The sequence below is a fragment of the Parafrigoribacterium soli genome, from assembly GCF_040227235.1.
Taxonomy (GTDB): Bacteria; Actinomycetota; Actinomycetes; order Actinomycetales; family Microbacteriaceae; genus Parafrigoribacterium_A; species Parafrigoribacterium_A soli.
Window position 1 is genome coordinate 730,339 of the sequence record NZ_JBELNZ010000002.1, and the last position, 23,053, is coordinate 753,391.

Below are 23,053 nucleotides of genomic sequence, written 5' to 3' on the forward strand. Positions count from 1 at the left end.
CTGGAGAACACCAATGGAGATGAGTAGCACAGTGGCGCAAGCAGACGACAGGATTCGACTCGCCCTCGTCGACGATCACAAGATGCTCCTCGGAGCGCTCACGGAGTGGATCCGCGGGGCCGCCTCAGACATCAGCATGGTCGCCGCGGTCACCACGTGGCCGGAGCTGCTGACCCACGCGGAGTTCCCCGTGGACGTCGTGCTGCTCGACCTCGACCTCAAAGACAACATCCCGATCTCGCTGAAGATCTCGACCCTCAACACCACGGGCGTGAAGACGGTCGTCATGAGCACCTACTCGGAGCCGAACGTGGTGCGTGAGGCGCTCGCGGCCGGTGCGCTCGGCTATCTCGTAAAGAGCGAGGATGCCGACATGATCGTCGAGGCGATTCGCGCGGCCACGAGGGGTGAGTCGTACATCTCCGCGGAACTGGACCTGGCACTGAACGCGGGAACGGTGGGCGGAGCGCCGAAGCTCAGCGCGCAGGAGCGCAGGGTGATGGCGCTCTACGGCGGTGGCGAGCCGGTGAAGGCCGTGGCCTTCCAGCTCAGCATCTCCGAAGAGACCGCCAAGTCATACCTCAAGCGCATTCGCGAGAAGTACCGCGTCGCGGGAATCGACGTCGGCACCAAGGTTGCGCTGCGCAAGCGGGCCATTCAAGACGGCATCCTGATCTCAACGGAGTCGCCGCAGGGCTTCTGACGAGCGCGGCTAGCGCCGGATCGGCCGCTTGCGTTCGAGCAGCACGCTCGCGGCGGCAAGTGCCACACCGGGCACGCACAGAAGCAGGCCCACCCAGCTGGGCGAGACGTAGCCGAGGCCCGCGACGATCGCGATACCGCCGAGGAATGCGCCGAGACTGTTGCCGAGGTTGAGGGACGCGTGGTTTACCGCCGCAGCGAGCGTCTGGCTGTCGCCCGCGACATCCATGAGGCGCGTCTGGATCGCCGGCGAGAGTGCCGCAGACGAGGCGCCCACCATGAAGGCGAAAGCGAGCAAGCCGGGGACCGACCATGACGTGAGCGCCATTCCCGCCAGGGACAGCGCGAACACGCCGAAAAACGCGAAGATCGAGCGCATGATGTTGCGATCTGCGGCCCAGCCGCCGAGCAGGTTGCCGACCGTCATCCCGAGCCCGACGACGATGAGCACGACGGGTACGAAGTGCACTCCGAGGCCCGTCACCTCCGTGACGAGAGGCGAGATGAAGGTGTACACGGCGAAGAAACCGCCGAAGCCAATGGCGCCGATGAGCAGCGCGAGCCACACCTGCGCTCGACCGAAGGCCTTGAGCTCGCGCTTCATGGTCGCGCCGGCGTCGCCCGACTGGAACGGCACGAGCAGCGCGATCGCGACGAAGCTGAGAGCGAAGATGGCGGCGACCGCGAGGTAGGCGACCCGCCAGTTCGTGGTCTGGCCGAGCAGCGTGATGGCCGGGACGCCGACGACGTTCGCGATCGTGAGACCGGAGAGCACAATCGCCACTCCCCTGGCGCGTCGGCCCGGGCCCATGAGGGACGCCGCGACAAGTGAGGCCACGCCGAAGTACGCGCCGTGCGGCAGTCCTGCGACGAATCGAGCGAGTAGCACGAGGCCAAACCCTGGCAGCAGTGCGGATGCCAGCGTCGCCAGGGTGAATGCTCCCGCAAGCACGAGCAGCAGTTGTTTGCGCGGAAAGCGCGCGGCCATCGTCGCGATCGTCGGCGCGCCGACCACGACGCCCAGTGCGTAGGCGGAGACGAGCCAGCTCGCCTGGGCATTCGCAGCATCAGGGTTGACGGCCTGGAGCGCCGGCAGGAGGTCGTGAGCGAGGTTGGGCAGCAGCCCCATGGCCACAAACTCCGTGGCGCCGATTCCGAAGCCGCCGAGCGCGAGAGCCAGCAGGGCGAGCCGCGTGCGGGCGGGGCTCAGCGACGGCGATGCGTGAGATTCGAGAGGCTCGCTCGCGGTGTCTTCCGCGCGGCTCACCGCGAGGAATCGCGAATGGCGCGCTCCAGTCGTTCCACCTTGCCGGTCAGCTCACCACTGTGACCAGGGCGGATGTCGGCCTTGAGCACAAGCGAGACGCGCGTGCCGAACTCGGCCACGGCATCCGTTGCGCGCCGCACCACGTCGAAGACCTCGTCCCAGTCGCCCTCGATCGTCGTGAACATGGAGTCTGTGTGGTTGGGCAGGCCGGAGTCGCGCACGACCTTGACCGCCGCGGCGACAGCGTCATGCACGGAGTCACCCTCCGTTGCTCCACCGCTCGGTGCGACCGAAAATGCCACCAGCATTGTTACTCCTCCACGCTCTCCCCGGCCCCGTTCGCCGGACCCGTCTTCTTCAAGCCTGTCACGATTCGCGCCATTCCCGGAGCCTCGACATTTCGGCGCGACGCCAACCGCGGCAGATCCTCGCGCCCGGCGCGCCAGATGGCCAGAATCGACCAGCCCAGCAGCACGAACAGCAGCAGGTTGCGCACCGTGAGCAGCACGAGCGGCACCGTTTCGAGAGCGAGCAGACCGTCGTACAGCGTGGGGTAGATGAGCTGGGTAATGAAGGCAAGCACGAGGGTGAGCGCGGCCGGTGCCCTGAACGAGCGACCACCCGGCGTCACGAGACCCAGGATGACGGGCGCGGCGAGCCACGACAGGTATTGCGGCGACCCCACCTTGTTGAAGGCGACGAAGGCCACCACGAGGGCCAGGGCGAGTGGCGCGAGCAGAGCCGTGGCTTGCACCCGTGCGCGCACAGCGAGTAGCGCGAGAAGCAGGATGGCCGCGACGACGAGCACGAGAAGCGGCGTCATGAGAGCGCTCACGGCATCTGCGCCATCTCCCGTGACCTGGAAGGTCAGCATCCTCGTGTCGTAATAGACGCGGGCGTGGCGGGCTCCTGCCGCCGCCTGCCACAACCACGCCGTACTCACCGGTGCCTCGATCTGCAGCCCACGATCGGCCTGCTGGGTCACAAAGCTGAGAACGTGGGCGCCGCCGCCGAGCACCAGTGCACAGCCCGCAATCAGCACGCTGCCGAGCACAGCGGCGGTGAGAACGCGCCAGCGCTCCCTGGTGGCAACCACGGCCGCGATGAGGATCGCGCCTGGCCAGACCTTGATCCAGGCTGCGGCGGCGAGGAGCGCCCCCGCGAGCCGCGGCCTGGTCGCGAGGTAGAGCACCGCGACGATGGCGAGAGGAACGCTCACCGTGTCGAGCCGTGCGAGCGAGATCGGCCCGAGCAGCATGAGGAAGCCGAGCCACCACCAGGCGACCGCGGTGTTGCGCGCCGGGCCGGACCAACCGATGAGAAAGCCGAACGCGATGGCATCCAGCACGATGACGAGTGCGAGCCAGGTGAACGCGTAATTCTCGGGTCCGAACGCCCAGGCGATGAGCATCGGCACGATCGCGAGGATCGGATACACCCAGTCGCGATCGAGGCCCACCCAGGACTGCGTGGCGAAGCCCTGCTCCATCCAGGCGCGGTAGACGAGCGACACATCGCCGAGCGGATGTGGGTCGTCGTGCAGATTAGCGAAGCTGAGCCACAGGTGCACGAGCAGCAGCGCCGACCAGAGCGCCCAGCGGGACCGCAGCATCCGCTCGAAGGGGCCGGAGGTCGCCTCGGTCACGCGGGCGCCGGCCGCGCGCTCAGCAGGGCTGCGATCACGGCGGGCAGTTCCCGCGCCAGGTCGAGCACCACGAACGGGCCCCCGGCACTCGCCCGGGCCGCGGCGAGCCCGTGCAGAACGGATGCCGTTGCGGCAAGCCGCGCCAACAACGATTCGTCCGCCCCGACTTCGCTCGCGTGTGTGGCCAGGAGCGCGCCGAGCACGCCGCCGAGCGCGTCCCCCGTCCCCGCCGTCGCGGTCCACGCCGGCGCGACGGAGGTCACGAGGCTCGTGCCGTCTGGAGCGGCGACGTGGGTGCGATGACCCTTGAGCAGCACGGTCACCCCGAGACGGTCTGCCGCCCGCCGGGCCGCAGCCGCCGGGTCGTCCCCGAGGTCGCCTGGTTCCGTACCCAACACTCGGGCCAGTTCACGCAGGTGCGGCGTGATCACCACCGGCCCCTTCGCCCTGTCGAGGAGGTCGAGCGCGCCCGCGTCGATGACCGTGGGAAGGCCCTGGTCGAGCGCATCCGTCAGCCGTCGCATGCTCGCCGCATCGCGCGCGGCGGCGTCCATGCCCGAGCCGAGCAGCCAGGCCTGCACTCGTCCATCCGAGGCGACGGCCTCCGGCCGGCGCTGCAACACGAGCTCGGTCGGGCGCTGCGGGCCAAGGTAGCGCACCATGCCGACGCCAGTGCGGAGGGCGGCCTCGACGCCGAGGACGGCCGCCCCGGGGTAGCTGTCTGACCCGGTGACGATGCCGATGACGCCGCGACTGTACTTGTCGTCGTCGGCGCGAGGTACGGAGATGCAGGACGCGGCGTCGGATGCCGTCCATTCACGATATGCCGTCATGAACTCACGATAGTTCGCGTGCCGCCGAACGGCACGGCGCGGGCCTCGTATCGTGGCGATCCGGACTCAGTTGCGCCTGGTCGCATCCTGCACTTCGCCTACGAGCTCCTCGATGATGTCTTCGAGGAACAGCACACCGCGCGTCGCGCCGCCTTCGTCGAACACCCGCGCGAGGTGCACACCTGAGCGGCGCATCGAGGCGAGGGCGTCTTCGAGGTCCGCCTCGCGGTAGATCGAGATGAGTTGCCGGATGCGCTTGGGCGGCACCGGTTCCGTGAACTCGTGTGTCTCCTCGAGGTCGATGACGTCCTTGAGATGCAGGTAACCACTGGGTTCGCCGTCGTCGTTCACGAGCACGTAGCGGGAGAAGCCGTGCTGCGCGACGGCTCGCTCCACCTCGGCCGGCGTGACGGCCTCCGAGAGGCTCACGAGGTCATCCATCCCCACGGCGATGTCCCTGACCTTCTTGGTCGAGAATTCGAAGGCCGCGCTGAGTGCTCCGATGCTGTCATTCAGCACGCCCGCCTTCGTGGACTGGGCGACGATATTCGCTACCTCGTCCACGGTGAACGCGCTCGTGGCCTCATTGCGGGGCTGCACCCCGAACAGTCGAACGATGCCGTTGGTTGTGGCGTTGAGCGCCACGATGATCGGCCTGAACACCATGGAGATGTAGACGAGAGGCGGGGCGAGGATGAGCGCGGCCCGATCGGGCACCGAGAACGACAGGTTCTTCGGCACCATCTCGCCGATCACGACGTGCAGGAACGACACGATGATGAGCGCGATCACGAACGCGATCGTGGCAATGAGGTCCGCCGACCATCCCGTGAGACCGAGCGGTCCCTCGAGCAGGTGATGGATCGCGGGCTCAGAGACGTTGAGGATCAGCAGCGAGCACACGGTGATGCCCAGCTGACTCGTCGCCAGCATCATCGTCGCGTGTTCCATCGCGTGGATGGTCGTCTTCGCGGCGCGGCTTCCCGCCTCCGCGCGCGGTTCGATCTGTGATCTCCTGGCCGAGATCACCGCGAACTCTGCGGCAACGAAGAACGCGTTCGCGAACAGCAGGATGACGAGCCAGGCGAGGCCCCACCACTCACTCATGCGAGTCACCGTCCTCGCGCGGCGTGGGGGTGAAGCGCACCCGATCGATGCGGCGCCCGTCCATCCGTTCGATACGGAAGGTGCCAGCGTCGAGCGTAACCGTGTCGCCCACGACGGCGAGGCGACCGAGCTCGCTCATGAGGAATCCGCCCACCGTTTCGTACGGCCCGTCCTCCGGCACCGCCACGCCTGCGCGTTCGAGCAACTCGTCCGGACGCAGCATGCCTGGGAAGGTCAGCCAGTCGCGAGAGCGAACCACGCCCGCACGGGTCCTGTCGTGTTCGTCGGCCACCTCGCCCACGAGTTCCTCCACGAGGTCTTCGAGGGTGACGACGCCGGCGGTGCCGCCGTACTCGTCGACGACCACCGCCATCTGGTAGCCGCGCCCGCGCAGCTCGCCGAGCAGCACGTCGAGTCTCATCGTCTCGGGCACCCGCAGCCCCTCCGACTGCAAGGCCGACACCGGCACATCCGCACGGCGTTCCCGCGGAACGGCGACCGCCTGCTTGACGTGCACGAACCCGACCACGTCGTCGATGCCGTCATCCACCACGGGAAAGCGGGAGAATCCGGTGCTCTTGGCCAGTTCGATCACGCGCTGCGCGGAGTCGATTCGCTCGACGCTCGTGACCCTGGGTCGCGGCGTCATGACATCCGTCGCCGTGTGCTCGCTGAAGACGAGGGTGCGGGCGAGCAGCGTCGCCGTGTCACGATCGAGGCTGCCCTCCTTGGCGGAGCGCCGCACGAGCGACGACAGCTCCTCCGCGGTGCGGGCCGACGACAGCTCCTCGCGAGGTTCGATGCCCACCGAGCGCAGGATGACATTGGCCGTGTTGTTGAGCAGCGCAACGAACGGCCGGAACACCCAGGTGAATCCGACCTGGAACGGCAGCACGAGCTTCGCGGTGCGGATCGGCAGCGCGAGCGCGAAGTTCTTCGGCACCAGCTCGCCGATGATCATGGAGAGCAGCGTGGCCAGCGCGATACCGAGCACGCTCGCGACGACGGTGACCCCGGCGCCACGCAGGCCGACGGCCGCAAGCGGGCCGCGCACGAGCTCGCCGATGGCGGGTTCCATGGTGAAGCCGGTGAGCAGCGTCGTGAGGGTGATCCCGAGCTGCGCGCTCGAGAGATGGGTGGACGTGATCTTGAGTGCGCCGATGGAAATGGCGAGCCCGCGTTCGCCGCGTCCCTCACGCGCCTCGAGGTCCGAGCGGTCGAGATTGACGAGCGAGAACTCCGACGCAACAAAGAAGCCGGTGCCGACCGTGAGAACGAGTCCGATGGCGAGCATGATCAGTTCATGCACGGGAACCACCGGCACGGCACCTGGGGGGAGGGTCGTCCATTATCCGACCGAGTATAGCGAGTCAGGCTGCGCGGCGGCCTCGCTACCAACTGACCGGCAGAGCCTTGCCCTCTTCGTAACCCGATGCCGACTGCAGCCCGACGAGCGCGCGCTCCTGGAATTCCTCCAGGTTTGATGCGCCCGCGTAGCTGAGCGAGCTGCGCAGGCCGGAGGTGATCATGTCGAGCAGGTCCTCGAGCGACGGCCGCAGCGGGTCGAGGTAGATCTTCGACGAGGAGATGCCCTCGGCGAACAGCTCCTTGCGCGCCCGGTCGTAGGCGTCCAGTCGATCGAATCGATCGTGCACGGCCTTAGTGGAGGCCATGCCCCAGCTCTCCTTGTAGAGGCGGCCGACGGCATCCGTCTCGAGCGTGCCGGGTGCCTCGATCGTGCCGGCGAACCATGAGCCGATCATGACGGATGCCGCACCGGCGGCGAGCGCGAGCGCCACGTCGCGCGGGTAACGCACCCCGCCATCCGCCCAGACGTGCGCCCCGAGCTCCCGCGCGGCCTCGGCGGTCTCGAGCACCGCGGAGAACTGCGGCCGCCCGACGGCCGTCATCATGCGGGTCGTGCACATGGCTCCCGGGCCAACACCCACCTTGATGATGTTGGCGCCGGCCGCGACGAGATCTTCGACCGCATCCGCCGTAACGACGTTGCCCGCCACGAGCGGGATCGACAGGTCGAGGTCGGCGACGGTCCTGATCGCGCGCACCATGCTGTCCTGGTGCCCGTGAGCGGTGTCGAGCACGAGCACGTCGACACCGGCGGCCACGAGCGCCCTGGCCTTGCCCGCCACGTCACCGTTGATGCCGAGCGCCGCCGCGACACGAAGTCGACCGTTGGCATCCACCGCGGGCGTGTAGAGCGTCGATCGCAGCGCGCCCCTGCGGCTGAGCGTCCCCACCACCTCACCGTGGTGCAGCACCGGGGCGAAGTCCAGTTCTGCCGCGACCATCAGGTCGAAGGCCGCGCGAGCATCCGTCACGTCGTCGGCATCGATCGAGGTGAGCCTGGCGTGCAGAAGGTCGCCGAGCCTGGCATCCGGCAGTGCCGTACCGAGCCTCGAGGCGAGGATGAAGCCCATGAAGGCGCCGTGACCGTCGTGCACGAGGATGCCGTGCCCCTCGACCGCGGGAATCTGTCGCAGCGCTTCGGCCACCGTGCGATCCGGTCCAAAGGTGAGCGGACTGTCGAAGGCGACCGGCTGATCCTTGACCCAGCGGATGGCCGTGTCCAGATCCTGCAGGTGCAGGTCCTGCGGCAGAACGCCGAGACCGCCGCGCCTGGCGAGCGTGGCCGCGAGCCTCGGACCGGTCACGGAGTTCATGTTGGACGAGACCACCGGGATGCTCGCGCCGGTGCCGTCGCCGGGCGCGAGCGAGACGCTCAGCCGGCTGCCGACGCCCGAGCGGCTCGGAACGAGGAAGACGTCAGAGTAGGTCAGGTCGTGCTGCGGCGAGGCCTCATAAAACTCCATGATTTTAAAGGTAGCCCCTGCCTGTGTGAGACGGCATCGTCCAGCCAAAGCGATTACGCTTGATCGAATGCGGCCAACGACGGCCGGGGCCCGATCAGGGCATGGAACAGCAACTGAGTGACTAACGAAGAAGTGGGCGGTACACGGTGTCGAGCCAAGTGACCGGACTCGCGCCAGAGGACGGATCCTCGGGCGAGTTTGGAGCCAACGAATGGCTGGTAGACGAAATGTACGAAAGGTACATCGTCGACAAGAATTCGGTAGACCAATCCTGGTGGCCGATTCTCGAGAGCTACCAACCCGTCCGCACCGACTCAACGGACCGCGGTCAGGCCGCGCAGCACGCTGCCACCGAGTCGGCCGAGTCACCCGCTGAACCGACAGAGGCGTCCAAGGAGGCAGCGGCCGAGGCCGAACTGCCCCAGGCTCCGGATGCGGCTGCCCAGGAGGGCGGCGAGGCTCAGATCCCCGAGCCGGTCGCCGAGGCCTCCGGTGTCGAGCCCCAGAAGCCAGCTGAGCCGGCGGCACCGGCCGCAGCCCCCGCGGCCCCCGCGGCCGCGGCGGCGCAACCCGCGGCTCCCGTGACGGAGGCCGTTCAGGGCCAGCCGGTCGCGAAGACCACCTCCAAGCAGGCGACGCCGCAACCGATCCCCGCCGAGGCTCCCGCTTCTGCCCAGGCGGAGCAGCCGGAGCAGCCCGCGGAAGAAAAGAACGTCGTACAGCCGCTGCGCGGCATGTCGAAGAGCCTCGCGGCCAACATGGACGCGAGTCTCACCGTGCCGACGGCAACGAGCGTGCGCACGGTTCCGGCCAAGCTCATGATCGACAACCGCATCGTGATCAACAACCACATGAAGCGGGCGCGAGGCGGCAAGGTCTCCTTCACCCACCTCATCGGCTGGGCTCTCGTACAGGTGCTCAAGGACTTCCCGAGCCAGAACGTCTACTACGACGAGGTCGACGGCAAGCCCTCCGTTGTCGCTCCCGCGCACATCAACCTCGGCCTCGCCATCGACATCCCTAAGCCGGATGGCAGCCGCGCGCTGCTCGTTCCCGGCATCAAGCGTGCCGACACCATGAACTTCAGCGAGTTTGTCGCCGCCTACGAGGCGCTCGTCGCCAAGGCGCGCAACAACAAGCTCACCGCGGATGATTTCGCCGGCACCACGATCTCGCTCACCAACCCGGGTGGCATCGGCACGGAGCACTCGGTGCCGCGCCTCATGCGCGGCCAGGGCTGCATCATCGGCGCGGGCGCCCTGCAGTACCCGGCCGAATACCGCGGATCCTCGTTCAAGACGGTCATCGATCTCGCGATCGGCCAGACCATCACGCTCACCTCCACCTACGACCACAGGGTCATCCAGGGGGCGGGGTCGGGCGAGTTCCTGAAACTCGTGCAGGAGCGCCTCACCGGCGAGCACGGCTTCTACGAAGAGATCTTCGCCGCCCTGCGCATCCCCTACGACCCCATCCACTGGGGCATGGACATCACCGTCGACCCCGCTGAAGACCTCAGCAAGGCCACCCGCGTTCACGAGCTCATCAACTCGTACCGCGTGCGCGGCCACCTCATGGCCGACACTGATCCGCTGGAGTATCGCCAGCGCATCCACCCCGACCTCGACATCTACAACCACGGCCTGACCTTCTGGGATCTCGACCGCGAGTTCGTCACGGGCGGCTTCGGTGGCAGGCGCAGTTCGAAACTGCGCGACATTCTCGGCATCCTGAGGGACTCGTACTGCCGCACGATCGGTATCGAGTACATGCACATCCAGGATCCGGCACAGCGCAAGTGGATCCAGGAGCGGGTGGAGCACCCGTACACCAAGCCCAGCCACGACGAGCAGATGCGCATCCTCGAGCGGCTCAACGAGTCCGAGGCCTTCGAGACCTTCCTGCAAACCAAGTACGTCGGTCAGAAGCGCTTCAGCCTGGAGGGTGGCGAGTCCACGATCGCCCTGCTGGATGCCCTGTTGCAGGGTGCCGCGGAGGAGGAACTCGACGAGGTCGTCATTGGCATGGCCCACCGCGGCCGGCTCAACGTGCTGACCAACATCGCGGGCAAGACCTACGGCCAGATCTTCCGCGAGTTCGAGGGAACCCAGGACCCGCGCACGGTGCAGGGCTCCGGCGATGTGAAGTACCACCTCGGCACCGAGGGCACCTTCACCGGCGCCAACGGCGAGCAGATTCCGGTCTACCTCGCCGCGAACCCCTCGCACCTCGAGGCGGTCGACGGTGTGATGGAGGGCATCGTTCGGGCCAAGCAGGATCGCAAGCCGATCGGCACCTTCAGCGTGCTGCCGGTCATGATCCACGGTGATGCCGCGATGGCCGGACAGGGCATCGTCGCCGAGATCCTGCAGATGTCGCAGCTGCGCGCGTACCGCACCGGCGGCACCGTGCACGTCAACATCAACAACCAGGTCGGATTCACGACCCCGCCGAGCGAGGGCCGCACCTCGGTCTACTCGACGGATGTCGCCAAGTCGATCCAGGCGCCGATCATCCACGTGAACGGTGACGACCCCGAGGCGGTCGTTCGCGTCGCGGAGCTCGCCTTCGAGTATCGCCAGCAGTTCCACCGCGACATCGTCATCGACCTGATCTGCTACCGCAGGCGCGGTCACAACGAGGGCGACGACCCCTCGATGACGCAGCCGCTCATGTACAACCTCATCGAGGCCAAGCGCAGCGTTCGCACCCTGTACACCGAGGCGCTCGTCGGTCGTGGAGACATCACCGAGGAGGAGTACAACTCGGCGCACCAGGACTTCCAGGATCGGCTGGAGCGGGCCTTCGCGGAGACGCACGCGGCACAGACGGCGTCGATGCCGATCGTCATCCAGGATGCAAACGCCATCGCCGATCTCGAGCGCCCCGCCTCGCAGCAGGACGACGCCCAGGGTGATCCGATGTCGACCGCCGTGAGCGAGAGCGTCATCGGTCTCGTGGGCAACGCGCACGACAACCCGCCCGCCGGCTTCAGCGTGCATCCGAAGCTGCAGGCGCTGCTCAAGAAGCGCGTCGAGATGAGCCGCAGCGGCTCCATCGACTGGGCGTTCGCGGAACTGCTCGCGCTCGGTTCGTTGCTGCTCGAGGGCACCCCGGTGCGGATGGCCGGGCAGGACACGAGGCGAGGCACCTTTGTGCAGCGCCACGCCATCCTGCACGACCGTGTGAACGGCCAGGAGTGGCTCCCGCTCGGCAACCTCAGCGACAACCAGGGTCGATTCTGGATCTACGACTCGCTGCTCAGCGAGTACGCGGCCATGGGCTTCGAGTACGGCTATTCGGTGGAACGCGCCGATGCACTCGTGCTGTGGGAGGCCCAGTTCGGCGACTTCGCCGACGGTGCGCAGATCATCGTCGACGAGTTCATCTCGAGCGCCGAGCAGAAGTGGGGGCAGCGCTCGAGCGTTGTGCTGCTGCTGCCGCACGGCTACGAGGGACAGGGTCCAGACCACTCCTCGGCACGCATCGAGCGCTACCTGCAGCTCTGTGCCGAGAACAACATGACGGTTGCGAGGCCGTCGACTCCGGCATCCTATTTCCACCTGCTGCGCCGCCAGGCCTACCAGCGTCCACGCCGCCCGCTCATCGTCTTCACCCCGAAGGCGATGCTGCGCCTGCGCGGTGCGACGAGCGAAATCGCGGACTTCACAAGCGGCAGGTTCGAGCCGGTCATCGATGACGCGACCATCACCGACAAGGCAGCAGTCAAGCGCGTCGTGCTGCACGCGGGCAAGCTGCACTACGACCTGCTCGCCGAGCGCGACAAGCGAGAGCAGAAGGACATCGCCCTCGTGCGCGTGGAGCAGTACTACCCGCTGCCGCTGCGAGAGCTGATCTCGGTGCTGTCCCAGTATCCGAACGCCGAGGTGATGTGGGCGCAGGAGGAACCGGAGAACCAGGGAGCCTGGCCGTTCATCTGCCTCGAGCTCGCGCGCAACTACAAGGAGCGCTCGATCTCGCTCGCTTCGCGGCCCGCCTCAGCGTCGCCCGCCACCGGCTCGACAAAGCGCAGCGCGAAGGAACAGGCAGACCTTATCGATCGCGCGCTCACGCTGTAGGGCATGGCCCCGGGGCTTGTCGGAGGGCATGGCACTGCCCGCCCCTTCGACAAGCTCAGGGAGCGGGAGCGCACTCAGGGAACGGTCAGTGCGTCGCCTGGATCTCGCGGAGCTTCATTAGCACCTGTTCGCGCAGGTCTTCCGGCGCGGTCTCTTTGCAGGCGCGCTGCACCGCCTGCGTCAGCACGATTCCCACCTTGAGCTCCGTCTCGCAGTCTGCACAACCGGCCATGTGCTCCGTGATATCCGCAGCATCCGCCTTGGTCAGTTCGTTGTGGAGGTACTCCTCCAGTTCGGCTTTCGCCTTCTCGCAACCACAATCGGTCATTTTTTGCTCCCCGAGGATTTAGGACTGCCCGAGGTCGCGATCCCGCGCTCCTGGGCGTACCCGGCCAAAAGTTCACGCAGCATCCTCCTGCCACGATGCAGTCGGCTCATCACGGTTCCCACTGGGGTCTTCATGATGTCGGCAATCTCCTGATAGGAGAAGCCCTCCACGTCGGCGAAGTAGACCGCCATACGAAAGTCTTCGGGGATCGACTGCAGAGCGTTCTTCACGTCGCTGTCGGGGAGATGGTCGATCGCCTCGACCTCCGCCGAACGAGTCGACCGGCCCTGGGTGACCGACTCGGCGCCGCCGAGCTGCCAGTCCTCGAGTTCGTCGATCGTGCCCTGATACGGGTTGCGCTGGTTCTTGCGATACCCGTTGATGAAGGTATTGGTGAGGATGCGGTACAGCCAGGCCTTGAGGTTTGTGCCCTGCTGGAACTGGCCGAAGGCCGCATAGGCCTTGACGAAGGTGTCTTGCACGAGGTCGGAGGCATCGGAGGGATTGCGCGTCATGCGCATGGCCGCGGCATAGAGCTGATCCATGAACGGGATCGCCTGCTCCTCGAACAGGTCGCGGGTGGCGTCCGACGGGGGCGTCTTCTTGGTGGAGGTCGTCATCGGCGCCAAGCTTACTTCGCCGAGGCTGGCTTGCGCCGCGCTGTGACTGAGCGGTCGCTCAAGCAGAAGCTCCACCGTTTCCTCCCCTTCACGTCTCGTGCCGATACTCTGGTAACCGATGCTAGTTTCCCGTTATTCCAAGCCGGAGTTCGACCCATACGAGAACGACGATCTCGTACTCGAGGCCGACCCCGGTCCCTGGGCTGCCCCGGTCGCCGCCGGGCCCCTCACTTCGAGTCTCTCGCTGCCAGGTTCCAAGTCGCTGACCAACCGCGAACTGGTGCTCGCCGCCCTCGCCGACTCACCCTCAACCCTTCGCGCGCCGCTTCACTCACGCGACTCGGCCCTCATGGTTCAGGGCCTCAAAGAGCTCGGCACGTCGATCGTCGAGGTGCCAGGCGCGGGCAAGTACGGGCCGGATCTTCTGGTCACCCCGGGCGAGTTGAGCGGCGGAACGACGATCGACTGCGGACTTGCCGGCACCGTCATGCGCTTTCTGCCACCCGTCGCCGCGCTCGCTCTCGGACCGGTCGCCTTCGACGGCGACCCGAGCGCCCGCAAGCGTCCCATGCGCCCCACCATCGACTCGTTGCGCGCGCTCGGGGTCGACGTCACGGATGACGGCCGCGGCCGCCTTCCCTTCAGCCTCTACGGCACCGGCGCGATCGAGGGCGGCGAGCTCGAGGTGGATGCCTCCGGCTCCAGCCAGTTCATCTCGAGCCTGCTTCTCGTCGGCGCCCGCTTCACCAACGGGCTCACGCTGCGGCAGTCGGGCGACCATGTACCGAGCGAGGCGCACATTGAGATGACCATCGCCACCCTCGCCGCTCGCGGCGTGCAGGTCGACGCTTCACAACCCGGCCGCTGGGCGGTCTCCCCCGGGCCGATCGCAGGCATCGACGTCGACATCGAACCGGATCTCTCGAACGCTGGCCCCTTCCTCGCGGCAGCCCTCGTCGCGGGCGGCTCGGTCACCGTGACCGGGTGGCCATCGCACACCACGCAGGTGGGCGCTCGCATGACCGAGATCCTCGAGAGCATGGGCGGCGAGGTGTCCTTCGTCGAGACCGGGGAGGGCGTCGGCAACCTGACGGTGCGCGGCACGGGAGCCGTGCACGGCATCCGTCTCGACAACGCGAGCGAACTCGCGCCCACCGTCGCGGCCCTCGCGGCGCTGGCCGACAGCGAGACGGTGCTCACCGGCATCGCGCACCTCCGCGGACACGAAACCGACAGGCTCGCGGCGCTGGCCACGGAAATCAACGCGCTCGGCGGAGACGTGACCGAGACCGATGACGGCCTCATCATCCGCCCCGCCACCCTGCACGGCGCACTCTGGCACAGCTACGAAGACCACCGCATGGCCACCGCCGGCGCGATCATCGGACTCGCGATTCCGGGCGTCGAGATCGACGACATCGCCACGACCGCCAAGACGCTCCCCGAGTTCCCGCAGCTGTGGCGCGGCCTCGTCAGCGGCATCGCGACGAGCGGCAACTCCGATCCGCTGAGCATCTTCTAGAACCATGCTGTCTTCAATGGCGATGGGCAGCTACGACGGATGAGCTGGCTGGGCGACACGGACGACGAAGACGACGACAAGTACGCCGACTACGAGGCGCGCACCAGGCCGAACCCCAAGGGAAACCGTGCGCGCACCAAGATCCGTCCGGAGCACAACGACGCCGTGACCGGTCGAGTGCTCACCGTCGACCGAGGGCGCTATTCCGTGCTCGTCGGTGAGAACACCGCGGATGAGCACGAAGCCACGGCGTCGCGGGCGAGCGAGCTGCGCAAGAAGCCGATCGTGACCGGCGACCTGGTCGACCTCGTCGGTGACACGAGCGGTGATGAGGGCAGCCTCTCGCGCATCGTGCGCATTCAGCCGCGCACGACCGTGCTGCGACGCAGCGCCGACGACACGGATGAGGTCGAACGCATCATCGTCGCCAACGCCGACCAGATGCTCATCGTCGTCGCCACGGCCAACCCGGAGCCGAGACCGCGACTCGTGGACCGCTACCTCGTAGCGGCGTTCGACGCGGGTATCGCTCCCATCCTCTGCGTCACCAAGACCGACCTGGCCGACCCGAGCGACTTCCTGGCGAACTTTGCCGGGCTCGACATACGCATCGTGACGAGCGCGAGCGGAGCGGTGCCGACCGAGGAGATCGCGACGCTGCTCGCCGGACACAGCACGGTAGCGGTCGGCCACTCCGGGGTGGGCAAGTCCACCCTCGTCAACGCGCTGGTTCCCTCGGCCAACCGGGCGATCGGCAGGGTCAACACCGTGACGGGGCGCGGCCGGCACACCTCGTCGTCGACGATCTCCTACCGGGTCGGCGACGGCTGGATCATCGACACCCCGGGCGTGCGCTCCTTCGGCCTCGGGCACGTCGACCCCGACAACATCCTCAAGTCGTTCACCGATCTCGCCGAGATCGCGGAGGAGTGCCCGCGCGGCTGCACACACCTGCCGGACTCCCCCGACTGCGCGATCATCGAGCAGGTCGAGGATGGCCGCCTCGGTGAGGTGGGGCGGCTGCGCCTCGATTCCTTCCAGCGAATGTTGGCCTCGCTCTCATCCTGATCGGTCGCTGAGCTTGTCGAAGCGTCTGCCTTCGTGCACACCCCTTCGACGAGCTCAAGGGACCGCGCCACCGGTACCCTTGAGCCGTGACCGAATACACGCTCCAGTCCGACCTGAGTCTCGCCCGCGAACTCGCCGAGATGGCCGACGAGATCTCGATGGATCGCTATCGCGCGAGCGATCTCGTCGTGACCACGAAGCCCGACATGTCGCCAGTCTCCGACGCGGACAAGGCCGTGGAAACCGCCCTGCGAGCCGCACTCGGTGACAGCCGGCCCGGCGACTCGATCCTGGGCGAGGAGTTCGGCACCGAGGGCGAGTCGAATCGACAGTGGATCATCGACCCGATCGACGGCACCAAGAACTACGTGCGCGGCGTTCCCGTATGGGCCACGCTCATCTCGCTCGCGGTCGACGGCGTGCCCGTGGTCGGCGTCGTCAGCGCGCCGGCCCTCGGCAGGCGCTGGTGGGCGGCATCCGGATGCGGGGCACACACGAGCGAAGCGGTGATGCGGCCGGGCGCCACCACGCCGTCGGAGCAGGAGCGACGCATCCAGGTCTCGAAGGTCGCCAAGCTGGCGGATGCCTCGACCAGCTGCAGCGGCATCACGCGCTGGGAGGAGGCGGGCAAGCTCGACGGCTATCTCAACCTCGCACGGAGCACCTGGCGCACCCGCGACTACGGCGACATGTGGCCGTACATGATGGTGGCCGAGGGACTCGTCGAGATTTCGGGCGAGCTCGACATGATGCCGTGGGACATCGCCGCGCTCATCCCGATCGTTGAGGAGGCCGGTGGCCGGTTCACGTCGGTGAACGGTGAGTCCGGGCCGTGGCACGGCTCGGCGCTCGCGAGCAACGGCGTGCTGCACGAGGCCACGCTCGAGCTGCTCTCCTAGGCTCCGAGCGGCACCGCAAGCGAGTGGCTCATGCGCTCCCACAGGGACGCGAGCGGCTCGCCGGTCGAGATCGCGAGCGCGGGCAACAGTAGTTCGGCCTCCGCCTTGAGGTGCCTCCCGACGATCACCCGCAGGGCGACGGCGGATGCGGCGATGTCGAAGGCGAGCGACGCGCGCGGCTCCGCGAGCCTGTCGACCGCCGCGATGACTCCGTCGAGTTGTTGCCGAAGGGTGGTCACGAGGCTGCGCTGCTGCGGCTGAACTGCGACGGGCGGATAGAGCACCTCGGCCTCGAGCGCGAGCTGTGGAAGGAGCGCGGTGCGCGCCCAGTCGACGACGCGCTCGCGCGCGGCCCGCGCATCCGTCTGCCCCGCCAGCTCGTCGAGCAGTTGAGACGTTCCCGCGGCAAGCTGCCGCTCGAGCTCGGCGTGCCGGCGCGTTATCCCGTCGAGTGCGATCGCGTTCGCGCCGGTTGCGGAAAGAACGAGGTTGTGCGCGGCCCACATGCCATCTCCGGTGCCTCGTCGCCCTCCCGTCGCACGGCCGACGCCCCGCTGGAGCGAGCCGCTCGACGCCACCGCAGGCACTCGCTCGGCATCGTGGCTCGCCGTGCGCGGCCTCGCTAGCCTCGGGCCCAGAAGCGTTATCATGAGGTGCGAGCGCTCGATCGCCAGGATCGAATGCGGCAGTTGCCGTTCGAGGTGCACGACGGCGCCCGCCGGCATGTCGATCTCTTCTCCCGCCGCGACGAGGGTGATCCTGCCCTGAAGGGTCTGGATGAGCATGGGTGCGTTCTCGACGCGGTCACCGAGTAGCTGACCGGCGTCGCAGGAGACGCGCAGCACGCGCACGCCCTTGGCCTTCAGCAGTTGGCGAGTCCGCGCGCGTCCGCTCGCTACGGGCAGCGAGTCGAGCAGAGAGTCTCTGCCGCTCGCGACGACCGAAACCGGTCGTGACCCGCGGGCGCGAATCGGCTCATCGTCGGACACCAGCACCCTCTCCTTCGGCGGATCACATTTAACGGGAGCGTACTCCTTTTTATTGACTCCGGGTAGGCGCACGGCAAAGTCGCGCTGCGTCACCCATCGGCCCGCTCGCGCTAGGATTTCCTCATGAGCAGCCAGGCGACGACCTTCAAGCAAGAACTCTCCAAGCCGGCCGCGGGAGGCCTCTTCCTGCTGCTGTGGGCCGTGGCCATCGTGGCCTGGAGCCTCTCGCACCTCGCCACCAACCCCCACGTCGGCGCCTCTATCGTCGACGTCGGCATCGTCGCGGCATCGCTCGGCTTCGCCGCCCTGTTCCTCGGAACCGTCTCCGCGCTGCGCTCGGCGGCTGTGCTCGCCGTGATCGCCGTCGTGCTCTTCCTCGTCGGCGACCTGCTGCACGTCACCGTGCTGGTCTACCTGCTGCGCATCCTCGCGCCCTTCCTCGCACTGCTGACGCCGATCTTCAAGCTCAGCGACAGCATCCGCATCTTCAACTGATCGGCAGACGCGCGCGATTCTGCACCGGAATCGACGGTGCTGCCGCGTCACGCCTCGCTAACATGTAGGCCGTGACCTCTCTCCCGCTGCGCCAGCGACCGATCGACATCTTCTTCGTCTGCATCTTCTCGATCTTCATCGTCACCTGCATCATCAGCGACTCTGTGGAGGGGCTCGGGCTCGACCAGGTCGCGAACTCGCACAACGTCTTGGTGCAGTGGAACTACACCTATTCCTCGAACTTCGACCCGCTGTACCAGTCGCATCCGGTCTGGCTGAGGTTCATCAGCGGCACCTCGGCCTTCATCTACCTGCCGTTCTACCTGCTGCTCATCCTCGCCCTCGTGAAGCGCTGGAACTGGATTCAGCTCTACTCGGTGATCTACGCGACCATGATCATCAGCCTGACCGCCATCCCGATCTTCGGCGTCGAGTTCTTCGGCAGCGCGGCAGAGCGCACCCCGAACCCGCTCGTCTTCCTGCTCTACAACGGCCCGTACGTGCTCGTTCCCCTGCTCCTGCTGATCCGCATGCGCAAGCCAGAGCCGTTCACGAGAAAGTTCTGAGCCGGATGCGCGCCGTGATGTTCAGCGAGTTCGGCACCATGCCACACCTCGCCGAGGTTCCCGCCCCGGAATGTGACCCGCGAGGAGTCGTGATCCGCGTGGCCGCGACCGGGCTCTGCCGAAGCGACTGGCACGGCTGGATGGGGCACGACGACGACATCCGGCTGCCACACGTGCCCGGGCACGAGCTCGCCGGAGTGATCGACTCGGTCGGCGTGGAGGTCACCGGCTGGAAGCCGGGTGATCGGGTGACCGTGCCCTTCGTCTGCGCCTGCGGCCGGTGCGAGCAGTGTGCCTCAGGAAACCAGCAAGTCTGCGACAACCAGACCCAGCCGGGCTTCACCCAGTGGGGCTCCTTTGCGGACTTCGTGGCGATCGCGGAGGCGGACACCAACCTCGTCGCCCTCCCCGATGGTCTCGGCTTCGTGGCCGCCGCCGCGCTCGGCTGCCGCTTCGCCACCGCCTATCGCGCCGTCATGACTCAGGGGCGGCTGCAGCCGGGCGAATGGATAGCCGTGCACGGTTGCGGCGGAGTCGGCCTGTCGGCCATCATGATCGCCGCTGCGGCGGGAGCCAGAGTCATCGGCATCGACGTATCTCCCGAAGCGCTCTCGCTTGCCGAAGGACTCGGAGCGGTCGCGGTGCCGGGCAGCGGCGACGTCGCATCCGTGGTGCGCGAGCTGACCGGCGGCGGCGCGCAGCTCTCTCTCGACGCCTACGGCAGCAGGGCAACGTGCGAGAACTCGATTCGCAGCCTCGGCAAGCGCGGTCGACACGTGCAGGTCGGGCTTATGACCGGTGCGGATGCTGTCGCCGCCGTGCCGATGGACCTCGTGATCGCGCGCGAGCTGGAGATTCTGGGCAGCCACGGCATGGCGGCCCACGAGTATCCCGCGATGCTGGCAGAGATCGCGAGCGGAGCGATCGACCCTTCGCTGCTCGTGGGACGCACGATCGGTCTCGAGGAGGCGCCGGCCGCGCTCGCCTCGATGGACGCCCACGCGCATCCGGGGATGACCGTCGTCGAACTCAGCTAGCGCCGCCGCGATCTCGGCCGATCGGCCCGTCGATGCGGAAGAGCGACCGCGCGTTCGACTCGGCGAAGCTGTCACGCTCGTCTCCGAACTCGGCCAGGAACTGCGCAATGTCGGCCCGTGTCGGTCGCTGGAACGGGTAGTCGGTCGAGAACAGCACGCGATCGGGCGTCGTCACCTCGAAAGTGTGGCGAAGCAGCGTGGGGCTCAGCATGCCGGAGCTCGTGATGAAGACGTTCGAGCGGATGTAGTCCGAGACCTTGCGCTCGAGCTTCGAGACGCGGGAGAGGCTGTCTGTGCGATCGCTCCAGAACGGAAGCAGCTCGCCCCAGTGGCCGAGAATGAGCTGCAGCCCCGGGTGGCGGTCGAAGGTGCCGCTCACGATCAGCCGCAGCGCCGCGAGCGCGGCCTCGAGGTGCCAGCCCCAGCCAAAGGTCGCGAGGGCGAGATCCGCGGTCGGATTGATGCCGCTGTACGCCGCCTCGCGGATGACGCGGGAGGGAATCTGCGGGTGGATGAAGATCGGCTGCCCGAGCGCGGCCGCCGCGGCGAATAGCTCGTCGTAGCGCGGGTCATCGAGCGGAACGTCGCCGCTGCGACCGTAGACCATCGCTCCCACTAAGCCGAGGCCTGCGGCGCGCTCTAGCTCGGCCACTGCCGCTGCGGGATCGGGCGTCGGCAGGGTGGAGAACGCGCGGAAGCGCGAGGGATGGCGACGCACGGCTTCGGCAGCCGCGTCGTTGGCGCGACGGCTGAATGCCACGGCATCGGCGGGATCGAGCGGCTGGGTTCCCGGCGGCGCGAGCGAGAGCACCTGCAGGTCGATCCCCTGCGCATCCATCGCCGCGATTCTTGCCTCGCCGATGTCATTCAGGCGCTCGAGATTATCGCCCATCTGGTCGAAGGCGAGACTGTCATCGGCGCGGCGCGCGGGTAGCCGCTTGACCGCGGCCGTGAGCTCCGGCAGGTTCCAATGTTCTTCGATCGCGATCAGTGCCACAGGGTTCCCCGATTCGGATGAGGTTTCGCTCAACAGTGTTGAGCAGTCACCGTACCACCTTTCACTCAACGCTTGTAGAGTGATTGCGTGACCGAAACCTCGAGGGACGCGCAGCGCGCCCGCACGGCCCAGCGCATCCTCGAAGCAGCACGTGAGGCCTTCGCGGCGCAGGGTTTCGAGGGTGCAACGATCCGCGGCATCGCGAGCGCCGCTGGCGTCGACCCGTCCCTGGTGATGCAGCACTACGGCTCGAAGAGCGCGCTCTTCGGCTCCGCCGTCCAGTTGCCGCGCGCCGACGGCGAACAGGCGGCGGAGCATCTCGCGGGCGTTCTCGGGGCGCGCCTGGGTGAGCCGCCGCCCGAGATGCGTGCTCTTGTGCGCTCGATGCTCACCGTGCCCGAGGCGGCGGACGCGATGCGGGCGTACCTCGACGAACGGGTCGACAACCTTGAGCGTTCGCTCGAGGGCGAGGATGCGCGGCTCCGCGCTCTTGTCACCGTGAGCGGCATCCTCGGGCTCACCATCGCCCGGCACTTCCTGAAGCTGGGCGCGTTCGAAGGCGCGTCGCAGGAGTCGCTGCTCGAGGTGATGGGCGGCTGGATAGCCTCGCTGTCGGACGAGCGAGAGTGATGCCGTAACGACCGGGGTGACCTGAGTGGAAGCTTAGTAAATCCGCGCAATCGGAGGATTCGGAGGATTCGTACCTACCGTGGAATGCGATGACGGACGCACCCAAGCACGCACTTCGACTTCGCTCCCTCGACGGGTTGCGGGGACTGGCTGCGGTCATCGTCCTCGCTCATCACCTGTCGATGACCATCCCCGCCATCTCGAATGCCTACGATTCGTCGAGCAACCTGGTGCCCTTCTCGCTCGCCTGGTGGTTCGTGGGCGGACCCGCCAAGATACTGGTCGCCGGACCTGAGTTCGTGCTCGTGTTCTTCGTGCTGAGCGGCTTCGTGCTCACGCTGTCGCCACTCAGCCGCGTCAAGCGAGAAGACACCGGCGACCCGACCGCGCGCTACGACTGGGCCGCGTACTACCCGCGACGAATCGTGCGCCTCGGCGTGCCGGTCGTCGCCTCGATGGTGCTCGCGTACCTCGTGATCGCCGTGCCGCCGCACCCAACCGTCGGTGGCGCCGGTTCCTGGCTCACTCGCCAGGCACACCCGAACATCAGTCTGTCGAATCTCGTTACCGAGACGCTTCTCATCGCGGATCCGCAGCGTCCATCCGTCAACCCGCCGCTGTGGTCGCTCACCTGGGAACTCTGGTTCTCGCTGCTGCTGCCACTCGCTGTCGTCATCGCCCTGTGGAGCCGGCGCGCTCCCGTGCTGTGGGGTCTCTTCTTCTGCGGCGCGAGCCTCGTCGGATACGTCCAGCACGAGACCGCGGCGATGTACCTGCCCGCATTTGCGCTCGGCGCCCTGCTCGGTGCGAACGCCCACCGCATCCACGACGCCGTCGCTCGAGCCAACCACACCAGGCGGCTCACCGCGATCTGGATCGGGCTCGCGATAGCAGGCCCGGCACTATCGACCAGCTACTGGATGCTGCGCCCGCTTCTCAGCGGGCCGACCGCGGATGCCGCACTCGCCCTACGGGTGCCCGGCGCGGCCATCATGGTCGCGACCGTCGCGTTCTGTCCGGCGGCAAGCCGGATCTTCGAGAGCCGAGGGCTCGCCTGGCTCGGAAAGATCAGCTTTAGCCTCTACCTCGTGCACTCCCCCGTGGTTGTGTGCTTCGGCCTCTTGTTCGTGGGGTCGCCCTGGTGGATCGGCGCGGTGCTTTCGCTCGCGACGACGCTGGTGCTCACGCTGATGATGTACTCCCTCGTCGAGAAGCCGTCGATTGAGCTCGCCTCGCGCACCGGACGGCGAGTGTCGGCCCTGTTCGCTCTCCTCGCGGCTCGACTCGGCAAGCGGATGCCTGCCAACGTCGCGGCCGGGGAACCCGCTCGCACCGCATCGGCGATAAGCGAGTCGGAGCTGGACGAACCGACCCTGGACGCGCGAGCGCGAGAGACGCGGCAGCTCGAAGACGCACTCAGGGGCAGCGCGCGGTAGTG

21 protein-coding genes are annotated in these 23,053 nt (G+C 67.4%); 10 read left to right on the forward strand and 11 right to left on the reverse strand.

The annotated features are described in order from the left end of the window. Nucleotides 1-19: 19 nt before the first annotated feature. Nucleotides 20-703 carry a response regulator transcription factor gene (locus ABUA37_RS07780; protein ID WP_349898556.1) on the forward strand — a complete coding sequence of 228 codons (684 nt, stop codon included), beginning with the start codon at nt 20-22 and terminating at the stop codon, nt 701-703. Between the two features lie 9 nt (nt 704-712). Here ABUA37_RS07780 and ABUA37_RS07785 read toward each other — a convergent pair whose 3' ends face one another. From ABUA37_RS07785 to guaB1, 7 genes are all read right to left on the reverse strand, one after another. Then, a complete protein-coding gene (locus tag ABUA37_RS07785; protein WP_349898557.1) occupies nt 713-1,969 on the reverse strand; it encodes an MFS transporter in 1,257 nt (418 codons plus the stop codon). Next, a complete protein-coding gene (locus ABUA37_RS07790) occupies nt 1,966-2,277 on the reverse strand; it encodes a thiamine-binding protein (RefSeq protein WP_349898558.1) in 312 nt (103 codons plus the stop codon). Before ABUA37_RS07790 ends, ABUA37_RS07785 begins: the two co-directional genes overlap by 4 nt. Before the next feature lie 2 nt (nt 2,278-2,279). Continuing rightward, complete coding sequence (locus tag ABUA37_RS07795; RefSeq protein WP_349898559.1) at nt 2,280-3,614, reverse strand: hypothetical protein; 1,335 nt, start codon at nt 3,612-3,614, stop codon at nt 2,280-2,282. Next, complete coding sequence (locus ABUA37_RS07800; protein ID WP_349898560.1) at nt 3,611-4,447, reverse strand: ADP-dependent NAD(P)H-hydrate dehydratase; 837 nt, start codon at nt 4,445-4,447, stop codon at nt 3,611-3,613. Before ABUA37_RS07800 ends, ABUA37_RS07795 begins: the two co-directional genes overlap by 4 nt. Nucleotides 4,448-4,513: 66 nt before the next feature. Beyond that, nucleotides 4,514-5,554, reverse strand: coding sequence for a hemolysin family protein (locus ABUA37_RS07805; RefSeq protein ID WP_349898561.1), 1,041 nt, complete (start codon nt 5,552-5,554; stop codon nt 4,514-4,516). Further along, nucleotides 5,547-6,848: a hemolysin family protein gene (locus ABUA37_RS07810; protein ID WP_349898655.1), complete on the reverse strand. Its 1,302-nt coding sequence runs from the start codon at nt 6,846-6,848 to the stop codon at nt 5,547-5,549. The genes ABUA37_RS07805 and ABUA37_RS07810 overlap by 8 nt, the downstream gene beginning before the upstream one ends. Before the next feature lie 97 nt (nt 6,849-6,945). Further along, nucleotides 6,946-8,385 carry a GMP reductase gene (guaB1, locus tag ABUA37_RS07815; RefSeq protein ID WP_349898562.1) on the reverse strand — a complete coding sequence of 480 codons (1,440 nt, stop codon included), beginning with the start codon at nt 8,383-8,385 and terminating at the stop codon, nt 6,946-6,948. Between the two features lie 146 nt (nt 8,386-8,531). On the opposite strand from guaB1, the gene ABUA37_RS07820 reads away from it, so the two are divergent. Then, nucleotides 8,532-12,464, forward strand: coding sequence for a multifunctional oxoglutarate decarboxylase/oxoglutarate dehydrogenase thiamine pyrophosphate-binding subunit/dihydrolipoyllysine-residue succinyltransferase subunit (locus ABUA37_RS07820; protein ID WP_407075354.1), 3,933 nt, complete (start codon nt 8,532-8,534; stop codon nt 12,462-12,464). 85 nt (nt 12,465-12,549) lie between these two features. Here ABUA37_RS07820 and ABUA37_RS07825 read toward each other — a convergent pair whose 3' ends face one another. Together ABUA37_RS07825 and ABUA37_RS07830 are read right to left on the reverse strand one after the other, a co-directional pair. After that, nucleotides 12,550-12,792, reverse strand: coding sequence for a zf-HC2 domain-containing protein (locus ABUA37_RS07825; protein WP_349898564.1), 243 nt, complete (start codon nt 12,790-12,792; stop codon nt 12,550-12,552). Further along, nucleotides 12,789-13,412 carry a sigma-70 family RNA polymerase sigma factor gene (locus tag ABUA37_RS07830; protein ID WP_349898565.1) on the reverse strand — a complete coding sequence of 208 codons (624 nt, stop codon included), beginning with the start codon at nt 13,410-13,412 and terminating at the stop codon, nt 12,789-12,791. Before ABUA37_RS07830 ends, ABUA37_RS07825 begins: the two co-directional genes overlap by 4 nt. Before the next feature lie 118 nt (nt 13,413-13,530). Between ABUA37_RS07830 and aroA the strand changes: the two genes are divergently transcribed. From aroA to hisN, 3 genes are all read left to right on the forward strand, one after another. Beyond that, a complete protein-coding gene (gene aroA / locus ABUA37_RS07835) occupies nt 13,531-14,934 on the forward strand; it encodes a 3-phosphoshikimate 1-carboxyvinyltransferase (protein ID WP_349898566.1) in 1,404 nt (467 codons plus the stop codon). Between the two features lie 39 nt (nt 14,935-14,973). Continuing rightward, entirely contained in the window at nt 14,974-16,002 is a 1,029-nt protein-coding gene (gene rsgA, locus ABUA37_RS07840; protein WP_349898567.1) for a ribosome small subunit-dependent GTPase A, read from the forward strand. 86 nt (nt 16,003-16,088) lie between these two features. Next, nucleotides 16,089-16,901, forward strand: a complete 813-nt coding sequence (gene hisN / locus ABUA37_RS07845; protein WP_349898568.1) for a histidinol-phosphatase — start codon at nt 16,089-16,091, stop codon at nt 16,899-16,901. Here the strand turns inward: hisN and ABUA37_RS07850 are convergent. Then, nucleotides 16,898-17,890, reverse strand: a complete 993-nt coding sequence (locus ABUA37_RS07850) for a hemerythrin domain-containing protein (protein ID WP_349898569.1) — start codon at nt 17,888-17,890, stop codon at nt 16,898-16,900. The two genes, hisN and ABUA37_RS07850, sit on opposite strands and share 4 nt — an antisense overlap. 123 nt (nt 17,891-18,013) lie before the next feature. Here ABUA37_RS07850 and ABUA37_RS07855 point away from each other — a divergent pair, with 123 nt between their 5' ends. From ABUA37_RS07855 to ABUA37_RS07865, 3 genes are all read left to right on the forward strand, one after another. Further along, the gene (locus ABUA37_RS07855; RefSeq protein WP_349898570.1) at nt 18,014-18,385 is read left to right on the forward strand and encodes a hypothetical protein; all 372 of its coding nucleotides are present in this window, start codon (nt 18,014-18,016) and stop codon (nt 18,383-18,385) included. 71 nt (nt 18,386-18,456) lie between these two features. Beyond that, nucleotides 18,457-18,951 carry a DUF2781 domain-containing protein gene (locus ABUA37_RS07860; RefSeq protein ID WP_349898571.1) on the forward strand — a complete coding sequence of 165 codons (495 nt, stop codon included), beginning with the start codon at nt 18,457-18,459 and terminating at the stop codon, nt 18,949-18,951. A 5-nt stretch (nt 18,952-18,956) separates the two neighbouring features. Further along, entirely contained in the window at nt 18,957-19,988 is a 1,032-nt protein-coding gene (locus ABUA37_RS07865; RefSeq protein WP_349898572.1) for a zinc-dependent alcohol dehydrogenase family protein, read from the forward strand. On the opposite strand, the gene ABUA37_RS07870 is transcribed toward ABUA37_RS07865, so the two are convergent. Further along, nucleotides 19,981-20,985: an amidohydrolase family protein gene (locus ABUA37_RS07870; RefSeq protein ID WP_349898573.1), complete on the reverse strand. Its 1,005-nt coding sequence runs from the start codon at nt 20,983-20,985 to the stop codon at nt 19,981-19,983. The genes ABUA37_RS07865 and ABUA37_RS07870 overlap by 8 nt on opposite strands. Before the next feature lie 87 nt (nt 20,986-21,072). Between ABUA37_RS07870 and ABUA37_RS07875 the strand changes: the two genes are divergently transcribed. Both ABUA37_RS07875 and ABUA37_RS07880 read left to right on the forward strand, forming a co-directional pair. Next, nucleotides 21,073-21,615: a TetR/AcrR family transcriptional regulator gene (locus tag ABUA37_RS07875; RefSeq protein WP_349898574.1), complete on the forward strand. Its 543-nt coding sequence runs from the start codon at nt 21,073-21,075 to the stop codon at nt 21,613-21,615. Between the two features lie 89 nt (nt 21,616-21,704). After that, nucleotides 21,705-23,051, forward strand: coding sequence for an acyltransferase family protein (locus tag ABUA37_RS07880; RefSeq protein ID WP_349898575.1), 1,347 nt, complete (start codon nt 21,705-21,707; stop codon nt 23,049-23,051). Nucleotides 23,052-23,053: the final 2 nt, after the last annotated feature.